The organism is Bradyrhizobium sp. USDA 3262, from assembly GCF_054060035.1.
The window spans coordinates 1,075,066-1,089,072 of sequence record NZ_JBSSCT010000001.1 but is presented as its reverse complement, the minus strand read 5'-3'; the positions used below and the strand labels follow the sequence as shown (position 1 = coordinate 1,089,072).

Here is a 14,007-nt window from a genome sequence, read left to right as displayed (position 1 = left end):
CCATGACCGATCCGAACCGGGCCAATGACAACACCGAGAATTCGGCGCCGACGGGTGAGCCCGTGGTCTCGAAGCCCTACATCATGCCTGACGAGCCCGAGGCCGGATCGGCCGAGGCGCTGACCAAGGAACTCGCCGAGGCGCGCGACCGCACGCTGCGCACGCTGGCCGAGATGGAGAATCTCCGCCAGCGCACCCGCCGCGAGGTCGCCGACGCCAAGACCTACGGCATCACCGGCTTTGCCCGCGACGTGCTCGATATCGCCGACAACCTGCAGCGCGCGCTCGATGCGGTGCCGGCCGAGACCAAGGAAGCCGCCGATCCCGGCCTGAAGGCGCTGATCGAAGGCGTCGAGCTGACCGAACGTTCGCTGCTCAACGCGCTAGAGAAGAACGGCGTCAAGAAGTTCGACCCGATCGGCGAGAAGTTCGATCCGAACTTCCAGCAGGCGATGTTCGAGGTGCCTGATCCGTCGGTGCCGTCGGGCACCGTGGTGCAGGTCGTGCAGGCCGGTTACATGATCGGCGAGCGCATCCTGCGTCCGGCCCTGGTCGGCGTCTCCAAGGGCGGCGCCAAGGCCGCCCCGACCGCGGACATCACCGCCTGATCCATCCGATCCCGGCTGCCCGTGAGTTCGCGGATTGCGCGGGCTCACGGTCGCGGCTTCTCGTGGGCCTTCGGCCAATAGGTGCCGAAGCTCCAGAGATTTCCTTCCGGATCGCGGCAGGCGAAGTCGCGGCTGCCATAGTCGGTGTCTCGCAGTTCCATCTCGATCTTGGCGCCGGCAGCCTTGACCTTTGCGTGCAGCGCGTCGGGATCGTCGACGGCGATATAGATCGAGTCGGTGCGGCGGTTGTCGAGGTCGCCGACCAGCCGGCCATATGCGTCGTCGCGGCTCTGGCCTAGCATCAGCATCGAGGAACCATAGGCGAGCTCGGCGTGATGGATCACGCCGCCATCGCGGTAGACGACGTGTTCGGTGAACCCAAGCACCGTCGTGAGCCAATTGGTCATCGCCTCGGCGTCCCTGCAGCGCAGGGTCGGGTAGATGCGGGGCGGTTCGATCTCGTGCGTCATGGTCATTCACCTCCTTGGCTGACGGCGCCATCCTGCACGAGGCAACGCGGCGTCGGCTTGAAGGTTTGTTACCAGTCCGCCAGCCCATCGCCGGCGTGAACCAGCCGGCGGTCGGTCAGCGCCTGGCGGCGCGCCCAGGCGGTTGGCGGTTCGCCCGCGAATTCGACGAACTCGCGGGCGAGATGGGCCTGATCGGCATAGCCGCTTTCCGCCGCGATCCCCGCCCAGCCAAGCGCGGCGCCGCTTTGTGCCAGCCGGCTCGCCCGGTGAAACCGCATCATGCGCGCGAGCGATTTGGGGGCGAGGCCGAGCTCGGACCGAAACCGGCCGGCCAGATGCTTGCGGCTCCAGCCGATCTCATCGGCCAGTGCCGTGATGCTGACAGCACCGGCCGAACGCGCCAGTTTTCGATAGGCGAACGCGACTTCGGGAGACGGCATGTGGCCGGCGCGGCGCAGCACGAACGCCTCGATCAGGTCGAAGCGGCGCTGCCAGCACGCCACGGCGCCGAGCTGCTCGCGCAGACGACGGCCATCATGGCCGAGCACATCGTCGATATCGACCATGCGCCCGGCCAGGTCGGTCACGGCGCCGCCGAAGTAGCTGTAGGCGCCAAGCGGGGTGAAATCGACCTGCACGCAGGCAGCGTGCCCGTCGGACTCGATGTAGACAGGCCCGGCATGCAGGCCGGCGGCGAAGCTGAGCTGACGATCGGCCGCACTGGGCTCGCGCGACAGCGCGATCAGGAACGGCGAGCCGAAACTGATGATCAGCGGGACGATCAGCGGCGCGGCTTGTCGTTGTGCGAACCGGCCGGTCGCGGTCTCGCGATAACCGGTGATCCGGACGATCAGGCCTGCCAGGCGCGGCGATGGCAGGCGCTGGGCGAGATCGAATGCAAGAGGTGACGCAGACGCGGCCATGCGAACTCGCGAGGCTGCGTCTTACGCGATATCCGAGGACTGGATGCGCTTGACGCCGGCCTTGGCCATGTCGTCCCAGGCCTTGGCGAGCGATCCCTGGGTGTCGATGCCGCGGCAGGCATCTTCCACCACATAGGTCTCGAAGCCGGCCTTGCGCGCATCGAGCGCGGTCCATGCCACGCAGAAGTCGGTGGCGAGCCCGGCCACGAAAACCCGCTCGACGTTGCGCGCCTTCAGATAGGCGGCGAGCCCGGTGGTGGTCTTGCCGTCGGCCTCGGTGAAGGCGGAGTAGCTGTCGACGTCCTTGTGAAAACCCTTGCGGATGATCAGCTCGGCCTGCGGGATCGCGAGCTCCTTCGACAGCGAGGCGCCATCGGTGCCCTGGACGCAGTGGTCGGGCCACAGCACCTGCTTGCCATAGGCAAGGTCGACGGTCTCGAACGGCTTCTTGCCGGAATGGGTCGAGGCAAAGGAGATGTGCCCGGGCGTGTGCCAGTCCTGCGTCATCACCACATTGGCAAAGCTCTTGGCGATCCGGTTGATCACCGGCACCACCTGCTCGCCGTCCTTCACCGCGAGGCTGCCGCCGGGCAGGAAGCAGTTCTGGACGTCGATGACGAGCAGCGCGGAGCCGTCGTCGGGCTTGATCGCAGCTGCCCAGAGATGTTTTGGAACCAGCGCGGCAAGCGCCAGCGTACCGAGCCCTGCAACGACCTGTCGTCGATCCAACATCGCGCCCCTCCTCGCTTTGATAGCCGCGGCGAGGAGGCTAGTTCCGTTCGTGGAGCTGCGAAAGTCCGATTTTTCGGCGGGCCTGTCAGCCGCGCGGCTGGATGCCGTCGCGCACCGCGCGAAAGCGCGGGAAGGCCTTCTCCCAATCGGTGCGCGGGGAGCTGCCGATGATGCGCATCGATGTTTGCGCGCCGAACCGTAGCCACTGCACGATGGTCACCGGGGTATTGTCCTTGCCGCTGACGGCGTCGATGCGCGTCTCGAAGCCGGGCTGGCCGTCGATCCGGATCGGTTCGGACATGGTGATCCGCCCATCGCGCACGCCGGGGATCGTGGTGGCGATCTGCTGGGCGAAGCGACCGCGATCATCTGGTGTGGCCGGGGCCGAGCCGATGATGCCAAGCAGCATGAAGGGCTTGGTCTCAAGGCCCTTGTCGTCGCCATCGGCCATCAGCAGCGCCGCGCCCGGCGCCAGCATGCGGACATTCTTGAAGCTGCTGAGCTCGGTGACCTTGAACGGCATCATGCCGAGCTGTTCGTCGACCGGCACCTCGTTGCGGATCTGGGCGGTGGCGAACATCTGCCGCACGGCGTCGTCGGTGTAGATCTTGCTCGCGTTCTCCGGCACCTGCACCGCGACATAGCCGGAGAAGGTCGGTCCCGGCAGGATCATGGAATAGCGCCGCACATTGGTGGTGCCGTCGCGCGCGCTCTCCACGGTGTAATAGGCAAGGCCGGCCGGCGTCTCGAGGCTCTCGGGCTTGATGTTTCCGCTACCGGCCGGGTTGGCCTTGAAGGCGCTCACGACCTCGTTGTAGGCGTCCGCGGGCAGATCGGCGATCAAGACCTTCACGCCCTGGTCCTCGGTCTCGAAGCCGATGAACGACTTGGCGCGGTTGAGGCCCACCAGCGGCTTCATCCCGACATGCGCGCCCGGCGGAAACACCACGTCGGCGGCAAAGCCACGACAGGTGGCAGCAAGCAGCAAGGCAACCGCAACGAGAAGTCGAAAAGGCGTCATGGGGGATCTACCGGTTTTGCTTGGTGGCCGCGCAACGGGGCCGGTGCAGGGCTGGATGGCCTCTTTCAGTCGGACCGCTTTTAGCGGTTTTGATGACCCTGCAACAGGTCGCCAAAGCCCCGCTTCGGACCTGCAGGCCCGATTCCGTGGGCTTTTCGTCCCGATTGGCTGGCACTTTCCAGTTTCCCGACGTTTCCGACGATCGGCCGCCAGCGGCCAAACAGCGCGCCTTGGCCTGCGCCCGCTTCCGCATACGACGTTTGTGAGTGTTCACTCAACAGCGCCGACGTCGTGTAGCGGATGTTCGCGGTCGACGGCGGGCCGCATCATTGCCGATTTGTTAACTTGGATCGGGCTTGAACCGGCGCCGCAGTCGGGCTGACACAATCTTTCAAACGTCAGTCTTTTCAGGCCTCAACGTTGCGTCCAGTCCTTGCGGGCAGGACCCTCTCTCCTATATCAGGCTCACCGTCGCAATATCGCGAGTATGTGAACGTCTGGGGGTTCGGTACGGAGCGCCGTCAGGGCCCAACCAACCTGCCGTAGCAAAGAGGATATGAAAACCATGGGTAAGGTCATTGGGATCGACCTCGGCACCACGAATTCGTGCGTCGCCGTAATGGATGGCAAGAACGCCAAGGTGATCGAGAATGCCGAGGGCATGCGGACGACGCCGTCGATCGTTGCCTTCACTGACGATGGCGAGCGCCTCGTCGGCCAGCCGGCGAAGCGCCAGGCGGTGACCAATCCCGAGCGTACGTTCTTTGCGGTGAAGCGCCTCATTGGCCGCCGCTATGACGACCCGATGGTCGAGAAGGACAAGAAGCTCGTTCCCTACAAGATCGTCAAGGCATCGAACGGCGACGCCTGGGTCGAAGCCGATGGCAAGACCTATTCGCCCTCGCAGGTCTCGGCCTTCATCCTGCAGAAGATGAAGGAGACCGCTGAGGCGCATCTCGGCCAGAAGGTCGAGCAGGCTGTCATCACGGTTCCTGCCTATTTCAACGACGCGCAGCGTCAGGCCACCAAGGACGCCGGCAAGATCGCCGGCCTCGAAGTGCTGCGCATCATCAACGAGCCGACGGCTGCCGCGCTCGCCTACGGTCTCGACAAGTCGAAGTCCGGCACGATCGCCGTGTACGACCTCGGCGGCGGCACCTTCGACGTCTCGATCCTCGAGATCGGCGACGGCGTGTTCGAGGTGAAGTCGACCAACGGCGACACCTTCCTCGGCGGTGAAGATTTCGACATGCGCCTGGTCGGCTATCTCGCCGACGAATTCCAGAAGGAGCAGGGCATCAACCTGCGCAACGACAAGCTTGCCTTGCAGCGCCTGAAGGAGGCTGCGGAGAAGGCCAAGATCGAGCTGTCGTCGACCACGCAGACCGAAATCAACCTGCCGTTCATCACGGCTGACCAGACCGGTCCGAAGCATCTGACGATGAAGCTGACCCGCGCCAAGTTCGAGGCGCTGGTGGCCGACCTCGTCGAGAAGACCATCGAGCCGTGCCGCAAGGCGCTGAAGGATGCCGGCCTGACCGCCGGCGAGATCGGCGAAGTGGTGCTGGTCGGCGGCATGACCCGCATGCCGAAGATCCAGGAAGTCGTGAAGCAGTTCTTCGGCAAGGAGCCGCACAAGGGTGTCAATCCCGACGAGGTCGTCGCGATCGGCGCTGCGATCCAGGCCGGCGTGCTGCAGGGCGACGTCAAGGACGTGCTGCTGCTCGACGTGACCCCGCTGTCGCTGGGCATCGAGACGCTGGGCGGCGTGTTCACCCGCATCATAGACCGCAACACCACGATCCCGACCAAGAAGAGCCAGGTGTTCTCGACCGCCGAAGACAATCAGGGCGCCGTCACCATCCGCGTCTTCCAGGGCGAGCGTGAAATGGCGGCCGACAACAAGATGCTCGGCCAGTTCGACCTGATGGGCATTCCGCCGGCTCCGCGCGGCATGCCGCAGATCGAGGTGACCTTCGACATCGACGCCAACGGCATCGTCAACGTGTCGGCCAAGGACAAGGCGACCGGCAAGGAACAGCAGATCCGGATCCAGGCATCCGGCGGTCTGTCCGAGGCCGACATCGACAAGATGGTCAAGGACGCCGAGGTCAACGCCGCCGAGGACAAGAAGCGCCGCGAGGCTGTCGACGCCAAGAACCATGCCGACGGTCTGGTTCACTCGACCGAGAAGGCTCTGGCCGAACACGGTTCGAAGATCGCCGACACCGAGCGCCGCGCGATCGAAGACGCCGTCAGCGACCTCAAGGAAGCGCTGAAGGGCGACGACGCCGAGGCGATCAAGGCCAAGACCAACACGCTGGCGCAGGCTTCGATGAAGCTCGGCGAGGCCATGTACAAGCAGCAGGCCGAGGCCGATGCGGCCAAGGACGCTGCCAAGGATGACGTTGTCGACGCGGAGTTCACCGAGGTCGATGACGACAAGAACAGCAAGAAGTCTGCTTAAGCGGATTTGCGATCATGACCCTCACACCAATGAGCACGCGCCGCGTCTCGGAGGAGTGGGGGTCATTTTTCTTTAGGGCGATCGCTGCATCTTCCAGACAGGCGCAATCCTTGACGCGATCCTGAGCGCAAGTTTCGGCGATCGCGATGAACTTCGGACGGAATTGAAGGATGTCCACCAAGCGCTGCTATTACGAGACCCTCGAGGTTGAGCGGAACGCGGACGAGACCAAGCTGAAATCGGCTTTCCGCAAGCTCGCGATGAAATGGCATCCGGACAAGAATCCGGGCGACGCCACCAGCGAAGTCCGGTTCAAGGAAATCAACGAAGCCTATGAGGTGCTGAAGGACGGCGACAAGCGCGCCGCCTACGACCGCTTCGGCCATGCCGCGTTCGAGCAGGGCATGGGCGGCGGCGGTCCCGGCTTCGGCGCCGGCTTCGCCTCATCCTTCTCCGACATTTTCGAAGACCTGTTCGGCATGGCCGGGCAGCGCCGCGGCGGCGGCCGCGAGCGCGGCGCCGACCTGCGCTACAACATGGAGATCACGCTCGAGGAAGCCTTCCAGGGCAAGACCGCGCAGATCGAGATCCCGGTCTCGGTCACCTGCGAATCCTGCTCGGGCACCGGCGCCAAGGCCGGCACCAAGCCGAAGACCTGCTCGCATTGCGGCGGCGCCGGCCGTATCAGGCAGGCCCAGGGCTTCTTCACGTTGGAGCGGACCTGTCCCGGCTGTCAGGGCCGCGGCCAGATGATCGAGGACGCCTGCACCTCCTGCGCCGGTTCCGGCCGGGTGACGCGCGACCGCACGCTGTCGGTCAACATTCCCCCGGGCGTCGAGGACGGCACCCGGATTCGTCTCGCCGGCGAAGGCGAGGCCGGTGTCCGCGGCGGACCGCCCGGCGACCTCTACATCTTCCTGTCGCTGACCACGCACCAGTTCTTCCAGCGCGACGGCGCCGACCTGCACTGCCGCGTGCCGATCTCGATGGTGACCGCGGCGCTCGGCGGCGAGTTCGAGGTGCCGACCATCGACAAGGGCAAGACCAAGGTGAAGGTGCCGGCCGGCACCCAGTCCAGCCGGCGATTCCGCATCGCATCAAAGGGTATGCCGGTGCTCCGTTCGCGCCAGACCGGCGACATGTATGTGCAGGTCGTGGTCGAAACGCCGCAAAATCTGACCAAGAAGCAGCAAGAACTGCTGATGGAGTTCGAAAAACTCTCGTCCGGCGCAACCCAGCCGGAGGCAGCGGGTTTCTTCTCTAAGGTCAAGGACTTCTTTGGCAATCGCTCCGTCTAGCCGCAGTCGTTATGCTTGACCGTAACGACTTCGACCTATACGTCTTTGTGACTGTTTTCTGACAACCGCTCGATTGTGCGGTCCCCGCCTGGTAGCGACATGCCTTTGCAATCGTCCGTGCGTGCGTCGAAGAAGCCCCTCCGTCTCGACGACGAGGTTCGATTTCTCCGTTCATGGATGGAGAAGCCGCTGCATATGGGCGCGGTGATGCCGTCCGGACGGCTGCTCGCCCGCACCATGGCGCAATATGTCGATCGTGACGCCGAAGGGCCGGTCATCGAACTTGGGCCCGGCACCGGGGCGATCACCAACGCGCTGATCGAGCACGGCGTCGATCAAAAGCGTCTCGTCCTGGTCGAATACAATCCCGGCTTCTGCGCGTTGCTGCGCGAACGCTATCCGCAGGCCAGGGTCGTCCAGGGGGATGCCTACACGCTGCGCGATACTGTGTGGGAGGTGCTGAAATCTCCCGCCTCGGCGGTGGTCTCCGGCCTGCCGCTCGTCACCAAGCCGATGCTGACCCGCCTGAGGCTGGTCCGTGACGCCTTCCTGGCGCTCGCGCCCGGCGCGCCGTTCATTCAGTTCACCTATTCGGTGGTGCCTCCGATTCCGAAGTCGCTGCCGGGCGTGTCCACAGAGGCCTCCGAGCGGATCTGGATGAACCTTCCGCCCGCGCGGGTCTGGGTGTATCGCAAGGGCTGACCACCCAGCGCCGTCGCGCCGGGCCTGCGCCCAATACCTGCGATTTCAAGATGTCCGCGCTGAAAATCCTCGTGATCCCCGGATCGCTTCGGTCAGGCTCGCTCAATGCGAAGCTGGCCGCCGTGCTGGCGTACGAACTGGCGCAATCCGGCGCCGACGTCACCCGCATCTCGCTCGGCGATTTTCCGCTGCCGATCTATGACGGCGACCTGCAGGCGAAATCCGGCGTGCCGCAGCATGCCGTGAATCTGAAGCGCATGATCGGCGCCCATCATGGCGTGCTGATCGTGACGCCGGAATACAATTCCTCGGTGCCGGCGCTGGTGAAGAACACGATCGACTGGGTGAGCCGCGTGCAGGATCCGCATGAGGTGCGAGGTCAAGTGTTCCACGGCCGCGCGTTCGCGATTTCAGCCGCATCCGGCAACCGGCTCGGCGGCACGCGCGCGCTGGCTGCGCTGCGCCTGATCCTGACGGCGTGCCACGCCACCGTGATCCCGAACCAGCTCGCGCTGTCATTCGCCGAGCAGGCCTACGACGATATGGATCATCTGAAGCACCAGGCCGACATCGATGCGATGCGGGCGCTGGTGCGGCAGCTGATCGACCATTCCCAACGCATGATGTGAGGTGACATGCAGCCAACCAGGATCGCTCCAAGAGACCGGTTGATCGTGGCGCTCGATCTGCCGTCCGTCGCCAGCGCCGAGGCGATGATCGACCGGCTCGGCGATGCCGTCACCTTCTACAAGATCGGCTATCAGCTCGGTTATGCCGGCGGCCTCGCGCTGGCAAAACAGCTTGCAGGCAGCGGCAAGAAGGTCTTCCTCGATCTGAAACTGCACGACATCGGCAACACCGTCGCGCGCGGGGTCGAAAGCGTCGCCGAGCTCGGCGCGACCTTTCTCACCGTGCATGCCTACCCGCAGACCATGAAGGCAGCGGTCGAGGCCCGCGCCGGCTCCGGCCTGAAGATCCTCGCGGTGACGGTGCTGACCTCCTACGACGACACCGACCTGCATGCGGCGGGCTATCGCCTCAACGTCTCCGATCTCGTCGAAGCGCGCGCCAAACAGGCGCAGGCGCTTGGCGTCGACGGCCTCGTCAGCTCGCCCGAGGAGGCGGCCGCCTTGCGCAAGATCGTCGGCGATCAGATGAACCTGGTGACGCCGGGCATCCGCCCCGCGGGCTCGGCGACCGGCGACCAGAAGCGCATCATGACGCCGGCCCGCGCCATCGCCGCCGGCGCCGACTATCTGGTGGTCGGACGTCCGGTGATGGAAGCCGCCGATCCGAAGGCTTCAGCCGAAGCCATTCACGCCGAAATCGCCCAGGCGCTCGCCTGAACAACAAGAGGGAGAACAGAGATGGCGAAGGGATACTGGATTGGACGCGTCGACGTTCATAATGACGAGGGCTACAAGCCGTACGCGGTGGCCAACCTTGCGATCTTCAAGAAGTTCGGCGGCCGTTACGTGGTGCGCGGCGGCCAGCTCAACTGCGTCGAGGGAGAGAGCCGCTCCCGCAATGTCGTGATCGAATTCCCCGACTACGCAACCGCGATGGCCTGCTACAACTCCCCGGAATACCAGGCCAACATCAAGGTGCGGCAGCCGCATTCGATCGCCGACCTCATCATCATCGAGGGCTATGACGGCCCGCAGCCCTGATCGCGGGTGGCCGGTTCGGTTGCCGGAACAGCCTTGGCTCGCTATATCGCGTGGAGAGGTGAGCCATGGCTGACATGCGTCTGATTGTTGCGGGAGCCGGCGGCCGGATGGGCCGCACGCTGACGCGGGTGATTTCCGAGACCCCGGGGGCGGTGCTGGTCGGTGCGCTGGAAGCGCCGGGCTCGGAGCTGCTCGGCAAGGACGCCGGCGTGCTCGCCGGCCTCCCCGCCAATGACGTCAAGCTGTCGGCCGATCTGTGGTCGATGTCGGCGGGCGCCGACGGCATCCTGGATTTCACGGTGCCGGCCGCGACCATCGCCAATGTCGCGATCGCGGCCGAGCGCGGCCTCGTTCACGTCATCGGCACCACCGGGATGTCGCCGTCCGACGATGCGGTGATCCGCAGCGTGACCAACCGCGCCATCGTGGTGAAATCCGGCAATATGAGCCTCGGTGTCAATCTGCTCGCCGCGCTCGTCAAGCGCGTCGCGCAATCGCTCGACCAGAGCTTTGATATCGAAATTCTCGAGATGCACCACAAGTCCAAGATCGATGCCCCGTCGGGCACCGCCTTGATGCTCGGTGAAGCCGCGGCCGCGGGACGCAAGATCGCGCTCGATCAGCATTCGGCGCGCGGTCGCGATGGTCTCACCGGCGCGCGGCGCGCGGGCGATATCGGCTTTGCCTCGTTGCGCGGCGGCACCGCGGCCGGCGATCACAGCGTGATCTTTGCCGGCCCCTCCGAGCGCATCACGCTCTCGCACCACGCAGAAGATCGCGCGCTGTTCGCGCAGGGCGCGCTGAAGGCGGCGCTGTGGGCGCATGGCAAGAAGCCCGGCATGTATTCGATGGCCGACGTCCTCGGGTTGGGCGACTGACGCCGCTCGACGGAATGAAATCCAGCTAAGCGAAAACGGAATCTGAAATGAGTGATCGTCTTCTTGTGCTCGTTCGTCACGGTCAGAGCGACTGGAATCTGAAGAACCTCTTCACCGGGTGGAAGGACCCCGATCTCACCGAGCAAGGCGTCAACGAAGCCAACGAGGCCGGCCGCAAGCTGAAGGCGCAGGGCCTGTCGTTTGATGTCGCGTTCACCTCCGATCTCACCCGCGCGCAGCACACGTTGAAGCTGATGCTGGAGCAGATCGGCCAGACCGGATTGCCGACCACGAAGAATCTCGCGCTCAACGAACGCGACTACGGCGATCTCTCCGGCCTCAACAAGGACGACGCCCGCAAGAAATGGGGCGAGGACCAGGTCCTGATCTGGCGCCGTTCCTACGACGTGCCACCGCCCGGCGGCGAAAGCCTGAAGGATACGCTGGCGCGCACGCTGCCCTATTACGTGCAGGAGATCCTGCCCGGCGTGCTGCGCGGCCAGCGCACGCTGATCGCCGCCCACGGCAATTCGCTGCGCGCGCTGATCATGGTGCTGGAGAAGCTGACGCCGGAGCAGATCCTCAAGCGCGAGCTCGCGACCGGCGCGCCGGTGGTCTATCGGCTCAACGCCGATTCCACCGTTGCGTCAAAGGTCGATCTGGCGGGGGTAGGCTGAAGCAATCAATTCGCTCGTCCCGTCATCCTGAGGAGCGCGCCCTTGCGCGCGTCTCGAAGGATGCACGGCCACCAGCCGGGCCGTCGACCCTTCGAGGCTCGCTCCGCTCGCACCTCAAGGTAACGGTGAGAGACCGTAGGTTTCATTCGCGGCGATCAGTGCAATCCGACCTGGCCGGCTTCCCAGCCCAGCATCGCCTGCTTGCGGGTGATGCCCCAGTGATAGCCGGTCAGCGCGCCGCTCTTGCCGAGTGCGCGATGGCACGGCACCACGAACGACACCGGATTGCGGCCGACCGCGGCGCCGACCGCGCGCGAGGCCTTCGGGCTGTTGATCTTGCAGGCGATGTCGGAATAGCTGACCGCGCGGCCCATCGGGACCTTGAGCAGCGTCTCCCACACCCGCACCTCGAAATCGGTGCCGATCAAGACGACGCGCAGCGGCTGGTCCGCCCGCCACAATCTTGTATCGAACACGCGCTGCGCCAATGCGGTGGTGCCGTTGGTGTCCTCGACATAGGTCGCGTTCGGCCAGCGCCGCTTCATGTCGGCGAATGCGGTCTGCTCGTCGCCGTGATCGGCGAAGGCAAGCCCCGCAAGCCCGCGATCCGTTGCGATCACGATCGCGGTGCCGAACGGCGAGGGGTGGAAGCCGTAGCGCAGCGTCATGCCGCCGCCGCCGGTCTTCCATTCGCCCGGCGACATCGCCTCATGCGTGACGAACAGGTCGTGCAGCCGTCCCGGCCCTGACAGGCCGGAGTCGAGTGCCGCATCGAGCACGCTGGCGGAATCGCGCAAGAGGTTCTTGGCGTGGTCCAGGGTCAGCGCCTGCATGAAGGCCTTCGGCGTCAGCCCCGCCCAGCGGCGGAACAGATGGTGCAGTTCATCCGGCGTGACGGCGGCGGCATCGGCCATCGCTTCGATGGTCGGCTGCGTGCGCCAGTGCTCCGAGATGAACGCGATGGCGCGCCGAACCGAGTCATAGTCGCGCAGCGCGGCGCTCTGGAGGCCCGGCTTGGCCAGGCGCTGATCGTGTATGGCGAGTGTCATCATGGTGTCTGATTTAGGAGCCATGGCGCGTCCAAACCACCCGATTTCTGACAAAGCATGATCCGGAAAAGTGGAGACCGGTTTTCCGAAAAGATCATGCTCAAATAAGACCTAGCGGATGGGGTTGTAGGTCGGGCCGCGTTTCGCGGCGTTGAGTGCCGCCGTCAAGGCCTTGGAGAAACTAGCCTTTTCGTCCGGACCCAGGAAGCTGCCAACGCTGACCCGGCGGCCCCGGGAGACCAGATAGAGCCGCTCGATGCCGAACTCCTCGTGCGAGATCTGTTCGAACCGCACCCAGAGCGGATTGAGCACCCATTCCACCACATGGCCGCGATGGCTGATCCTGCGCACCCGCAGTTCCGACGGCGTGACGGTGATTTCCTCGCTCGCCTTGGCGGTGCGGAAATTGACCTTGAATGCCCAATAGATCACCAGCGCGTCGAGGCAGAAGAAGCCGAAGATCGGCCAGGCGCCGAGCCACCAGAACACCGCGCCGGCGATGAAGCTGACCGCGGTGACGAACGACATCAGCACGATAAAGCCGGTGCGATTGAGCGAGCGGTGCGGCGTCAGCAATGCCGAGAACAGTTTGGGCTCAGTCTCCGCGGCATCAGCCGCGAGGTCATCGGCCCTGAGGTCTTCGCCCGGATCAAAGTCGTTGCCTGCGGTCATGACGTATCAGTATATCCGGTTCATGGCCAAAATCATTCGCTCTCAACGCGCCAGCACGTCGAGCGTTCGCTCCGCACCGAAGAAGAAAGCCGCAAAAGCGGCAAGGCTGCTGCCCAAACGCGGGGCAAAGAAGCCGGCCAAGAAGGCCGCCAAGCGAACCGTAAAGCCGAAGCCATGGACATCGGAGGAGGTCTACGAGGCTTTCGACCGGTTCCGCAAAGCCAATCCCGAGCCCAAGGGCGAACTCGAGCACCTCAACCCCTACACGCTGCTGGTTGCGGTGGTGCTGTCGGCGCAGGCGACCGACGCCGGCGTCAACAGGGCGACGCGGGCGCTGTTCGCGGTCGCCGACACGCCGGAGAAGATGCTTGAGCTCGGCGAAGACAGGGTGCGCGACTACATCAAGACCATCGGGCTCTATCGCAACAAGGCGAAGAACGTCATCGCGCTCTCGCAGAAGCTGATCGCCGAGTTCGGCGGCGAGGTGCCACGCACGCGCGCCGAGATCGAATCGCTGCCCGGCGCCGGCCGCAAGACCGCGAATGTCGTGCTCAACATGGCATTCGGCGAGCACACGATGGCGGTCGACACCCATGTGTTTCGCGTCGGCAACCGCACCGGTCTCGCGCCCGGCAAGACGCCGCTCGAGGTCGAGCTGGGATTGGAGAAGGTGATCCCGACCGAGTTCATGCTGCACGCCCATCACTGGCTGATCCTGCATGGCCGCTACACCTGCCTCGCCCGCGGTCCACGTTGCGACGTGTGTCTGATCAATGATCTCTGCCGGTGGCCGGAGAAGACCGTCTGAGGCATGTTCGTCATCATGTGCTAATAGGTTCG

Annotated in this window: 16 protein-coding genes; 10 read left to right on the top strand and 6 right to left on the bottom strand. The window is 64.9% G+C overall.

Annotated elements, in window-relative coordinates:
- Nucleotides 1–2 precede the first annotated feature (2 nt).
- On the top strand, nt 3–608 hold the full coding sequence (grpE, locus tag ACVWYP_RS05060; RefSeq protein WP_028341763.1) for a nucleotide exchange factor GrpE: 606 nt from the start codon (nt 3–5) through the stop codon (nt 606–608).
- 44 nt (nt 609–652) lie between these two features.
- Here grpE and ACVWYP_RS05055 read toward each other — a convergent pair whose 3' ends face one another.
- From ACVWYP_RS05055 to ACVWYP_RS05040, 4 genes are all read right to left on the bottom strand, one after another.
- Nucleotides 653–1,078, bottom strand: coding sequence for a VOC family protein (locus ACVWYP_RS05055; protein ID WP_304500438.1), 426 nt, complete (start codon nt 1,076–1,078; stop codon nt 653–655).
- Between the two features lie 68 nt (nt 1,079–1,146).
- Entirely contained in the window at nt 1,147–2,001 is an 855-nt protein-coding gene (locus tag ACVWYP_RS05050) for an AraC family transcriptional regulator (RefSeq protein WP_304497959.1), read from the bottom strand.
- Nucleotides 2,002–2,022: 21 nt separating this feature from the next.
- Nucleotides 2,023–2,733: a bifunctional nicotinamidase/pyrazinamidase gene (gene pncA / locus ACVWYP_RS05045; RefSeq protein ID WP_038382697.1), complete on the bottom strand. Its 711-nt coding sequence runs from the start codon at nt 2,731–2,733 to the stop codon at nt 2,023–2,025.
- An 85-nt stretch (nt 2,734–2,818) separates the two neighbouring features.
- Nucleotides 2,819–3,754 carry a hypothetical protein gene (locus ACVWYP_RS05040; protein ID WP_028341759.1) on the bottom strand — a complete coding sequence of 312 codons (936 nt, stop codon included), beginning with the start codon at nt 3,752–3,754 and terminating at the stop codon, nt 2,819–2,821.
- A 565-nt stretch (nt 3,755–4,319) separates the two neighbouring features.
- Between ACVWYP_RS05040 and dnaK the strand changes: the two genes are divergently transcribed.
- The 8 genes from dnaK to ACVWYP_RS05000 all read left to right on the top strand — a co-directional run bounded on the left by dnaK (nt 4,320) and on the right by ACVWYP_RS05000 (nt 11,446).
- The gene (gene dnaK, locus ACVWYP_RS05035) at nt 4,320–6,221 is read left to right on the top strand and encodes a molecular chaperone DnaK (RefSeq protein ID WP_026192053.1); all 1,902 of its coding nucleotides are present in this window, start codon (nt 4,320–4,322) and stop codon (nt 6,219–6,221) included.
- Between the two features lie 170 nt (nt 6,222–6,391).
- Nucleotides 6,392–7,519 carry a molecular chaperone DnaJ gene (dnaJ, locus tag ACVWYP_RS05030; RefSeq protein ID WP_028341758.1) on the top strand — a complete coding sequence of 376 codons (1,128 nt, stop codon included), beginning with the start codon at nt 6,392–6,394 and terminating at the stop codon, nt 7,517–7,519.
- Nucleotides 7,520–7,618: 99 nt separating this feature from the next.
- Nucleotides 7,619–8,221, top strand: coding sequence for a class I SAM-dependent methyltransferase (locus ACVWYP_RS05025; protein ID WP_028341757.1), 603 nt, complete (start codon nt 7,619–7,621; stop codon nt 8,219–8,221).
- Nucleotides 8,222–8,271: 50 nt separating this feature from the next.
- Nucleotides 8,272–8,850 carry an NADPH-dependent FMN reductase gene (locus ACVWYP_RS05020; RefSeq protein WP_038382696.1) on the top strand — a complete coding sequence of 193 codons (579 nt, stop codon included), beginning with the start codon at nt 8,272–8,274 and terminating at the stop codon, nt 8,848–8,850.
- A 6-nt stretch (nt 8,851–8,856) separates the two neighbouring features.
- Nucleotides 8,857–9,567, top strand: coding sequence for an orotidine-5'-phosphate decarboxylase (pyrF, locus tag ACVWYP_RS05015; RefSeq protein ID WP_304497958.1), 711 nt, complete (start codon nt 8,857–8,859; stop codon nt 9,565–9,567).
- 21 nt (nt 9,568–9,588) lie between these two features.
- The gene (locus ACVWYP_RS05010; protein ID WP_028335765.1) at nt 9,589–9,891 is read left to right on the top strand and encodes a DUF1330 domain-containing protein; all 303 of its coding nucleotides are present in this window, start codon (nt 9,589–9,591) and stop codon (nt 9,889–9,891) included.
- Nucleotides 9,892–9,956: 65 nt separating this feature from the next.
- Nucleotides 9,957–10,769: a 4-hydroxy-tetrahydrodipicolinate reductase gene (dapB, locus tag ACVWYP_RS05005; protein WP_304497957.1), complete on the top strand. Its 813-nt coding sequence runs from the start codon at nt 9,957–9,959 to the stop codon at nt 10,767–10,769.
- Nucleotides 10,770–10,816: 47 nt separating this feature from the next.
- Nucleotides 10,817–11,446, top strand: a complete 630-nt coding sequence (locus tag ACVWYP_RS05000; RefSeq protein ID WP_304497956.1) for a 2,3-bisphosphoglycerate-dependent phosphoglycerate mutase — start codon at nt 10,817–10,819, stop codon at nt 11,444–11,446.
- A gap of 155 nt (nt 11,447–11,601) precedes the next feature.
- Here the strand turns inward: ACVWYP_RS05000 and ACVWYP_RS04995 are convergent, their stop codons facing one another.
- Nucleotides 11,602–12,498: a methylated-DNA--[protein]-cysteine S-methyltransferase gene (locus ACVWYP_RS04995; RefSeq protein WP_028341752.1), complete on the bottom strand. Its 897-nt coding sequence runs from the start codon at nt 12,496–12,498 to the stop codon at nt 11,602–11,604.
- 108 nt (nt 12,499–12,606) lie between these two features.
- Nucleotides 12,607–13,167 carry a DUF2244 domain-containing protein gene (locus tag ACVWYP_RS04990; protein ID WP_304497955.1) on the bottom strand — a complete coding sequence of 187 codons (561 nt, stop codon included), beginning with the start codon at nt 13,165–13,167 and terminating at the stop codon, nt 12,607–12,609.
- 22 nt (nt 13,168–13,189) lie between these two features.
- Between ACVWYP_RS04990 and nth the strand changes: the two genes are divergently transcribed.
- A complete protein-coding gene (nth, locus tag ACVWYP_RS04985) occupies nt 13,190–13,975 on the top strand; it encodes an endonuclease III (RefSeq protein ID WP_304497954.1) in 786 nt (261 codons plus the stop codon).
- The last annotated feature ends 32 nt before the right edge of the window (nt 13,976–14,007 follow it).

Excerpts from the sequence above, each read along its gene's own strand:
- grpE (WP_028341763.1), top strand. The coding sequence starts at position 3 with ATGACCGATCCGAACCGGGCCAATGACAACACCGAGAATTCGGCGCCG.
- ACVWYP_RS05055 (WP_304500438.1), bottom strand. The coding sequence starts at position 1,078 with ATGACGCACGAGATCGAACCGCCCCGCATCTACCCGACCCTGCGCTGC.
- ACVWYP_RS05050 (WP_304497959.1), bottom strand. The coding sequence starts at position 2,001 with ATGGCCGCGTCTGCGTCACCTCTTGCATTCGATCTCGCCCAGCGCCTG.
- pncA (WP_038382697.1), bottom strand. The coding sequence starts at position 2,733 with ATGTTGGATCGACGACAGGTCGTTGCAGGGCTCGGTACGCTGGCGCTT.
- ACVWYP_RS05040 (WP_028341759.1), bottom strand. The coding sequence starts at position 3,754 with ATGACGCCTTTTCGACTTCTCGTTGCGGTTGCCTTGCTGCTTGCTGCC.
- dnaK (WP_026192053.1), top strand. The coding sequence starts at position 4,320 with ATGGGTAAGGTCATTGGGATCGACCTCGGCACCACGAATTCGTGCGTC.
- dnaJ (WP_028341758.1), top strand. The coding sequence starts at position 6,392 with ATGTCCACCAAGCGCTGCTATTACGAGACCCTCGAGGTTGAGCGGAAC.
- ACVWYP_RS05025 (WP_028341757.1), top strand. The coding sequence starts at position 7,619 with ATGCCTTTGCAATCGTCCGTGCGTGCGTCGAAGAAGCCCCTCCGTCTC.
- ACVWYP_RS05020 (WP_038382696.1), top strand. The coding sequence starts at position 8,272 with ATGTCCGCGCTGAAAATCCTCGTGATCCCCGGATCGCTTCGGTCAGGC.
- pyrF (WP_304497958.1), top strand. The coding sequence starts at position 8,857 with ATGCAGCCAACCAGGATCGCTCCAAGAGACCGGTTGATCGTGGCGCTC.
- ACVWYP_RS05010 (WP_028335765.1), top strand. The coding sequence starts at position 9,589 with ATGGCGAAGGGATACTGGATTGGACGCGTCGACGTTCATAATGACGAG.
- dapB (WP_304497957.1), top strand. The coding sequence starts at position 9,957 with ATGGCTGACATGCGTCTGATTGTTGCGGGAGCCGGCGGCCGGATGGGC.
- ACVWYP_RS05000 (WP_304497956.1), top strand. The coding sequence starts at position 10,817 with ATGAGTGATCGTCTTCTTGTGCTCGTTCGTCACGGTCAGAGCGACTGG.
- ACVWYP_RS04995 (WP_028341752.1), bottom strand. The coding sequence starts at position 12,498 with ATGATGACACTCGCCATACACGATCAGCGCCTGGCCAAGCCGGGCCTC.
- ACVWYP_RS04990 (WP_304497955.1), bottom strand. The coding sequence starts at position 13,167 with ATGACCGCAGGCAACGACTTTGATCCGGGCGAAGACCTCAGGGCCGAT.
- nth (WP_304497954.1), top strand. The coding sequence starts at position 13,190 with ATGGCCAAAATCATTCGCTCTCAACGCGCCAGCACGTCGAGCGTTCGC.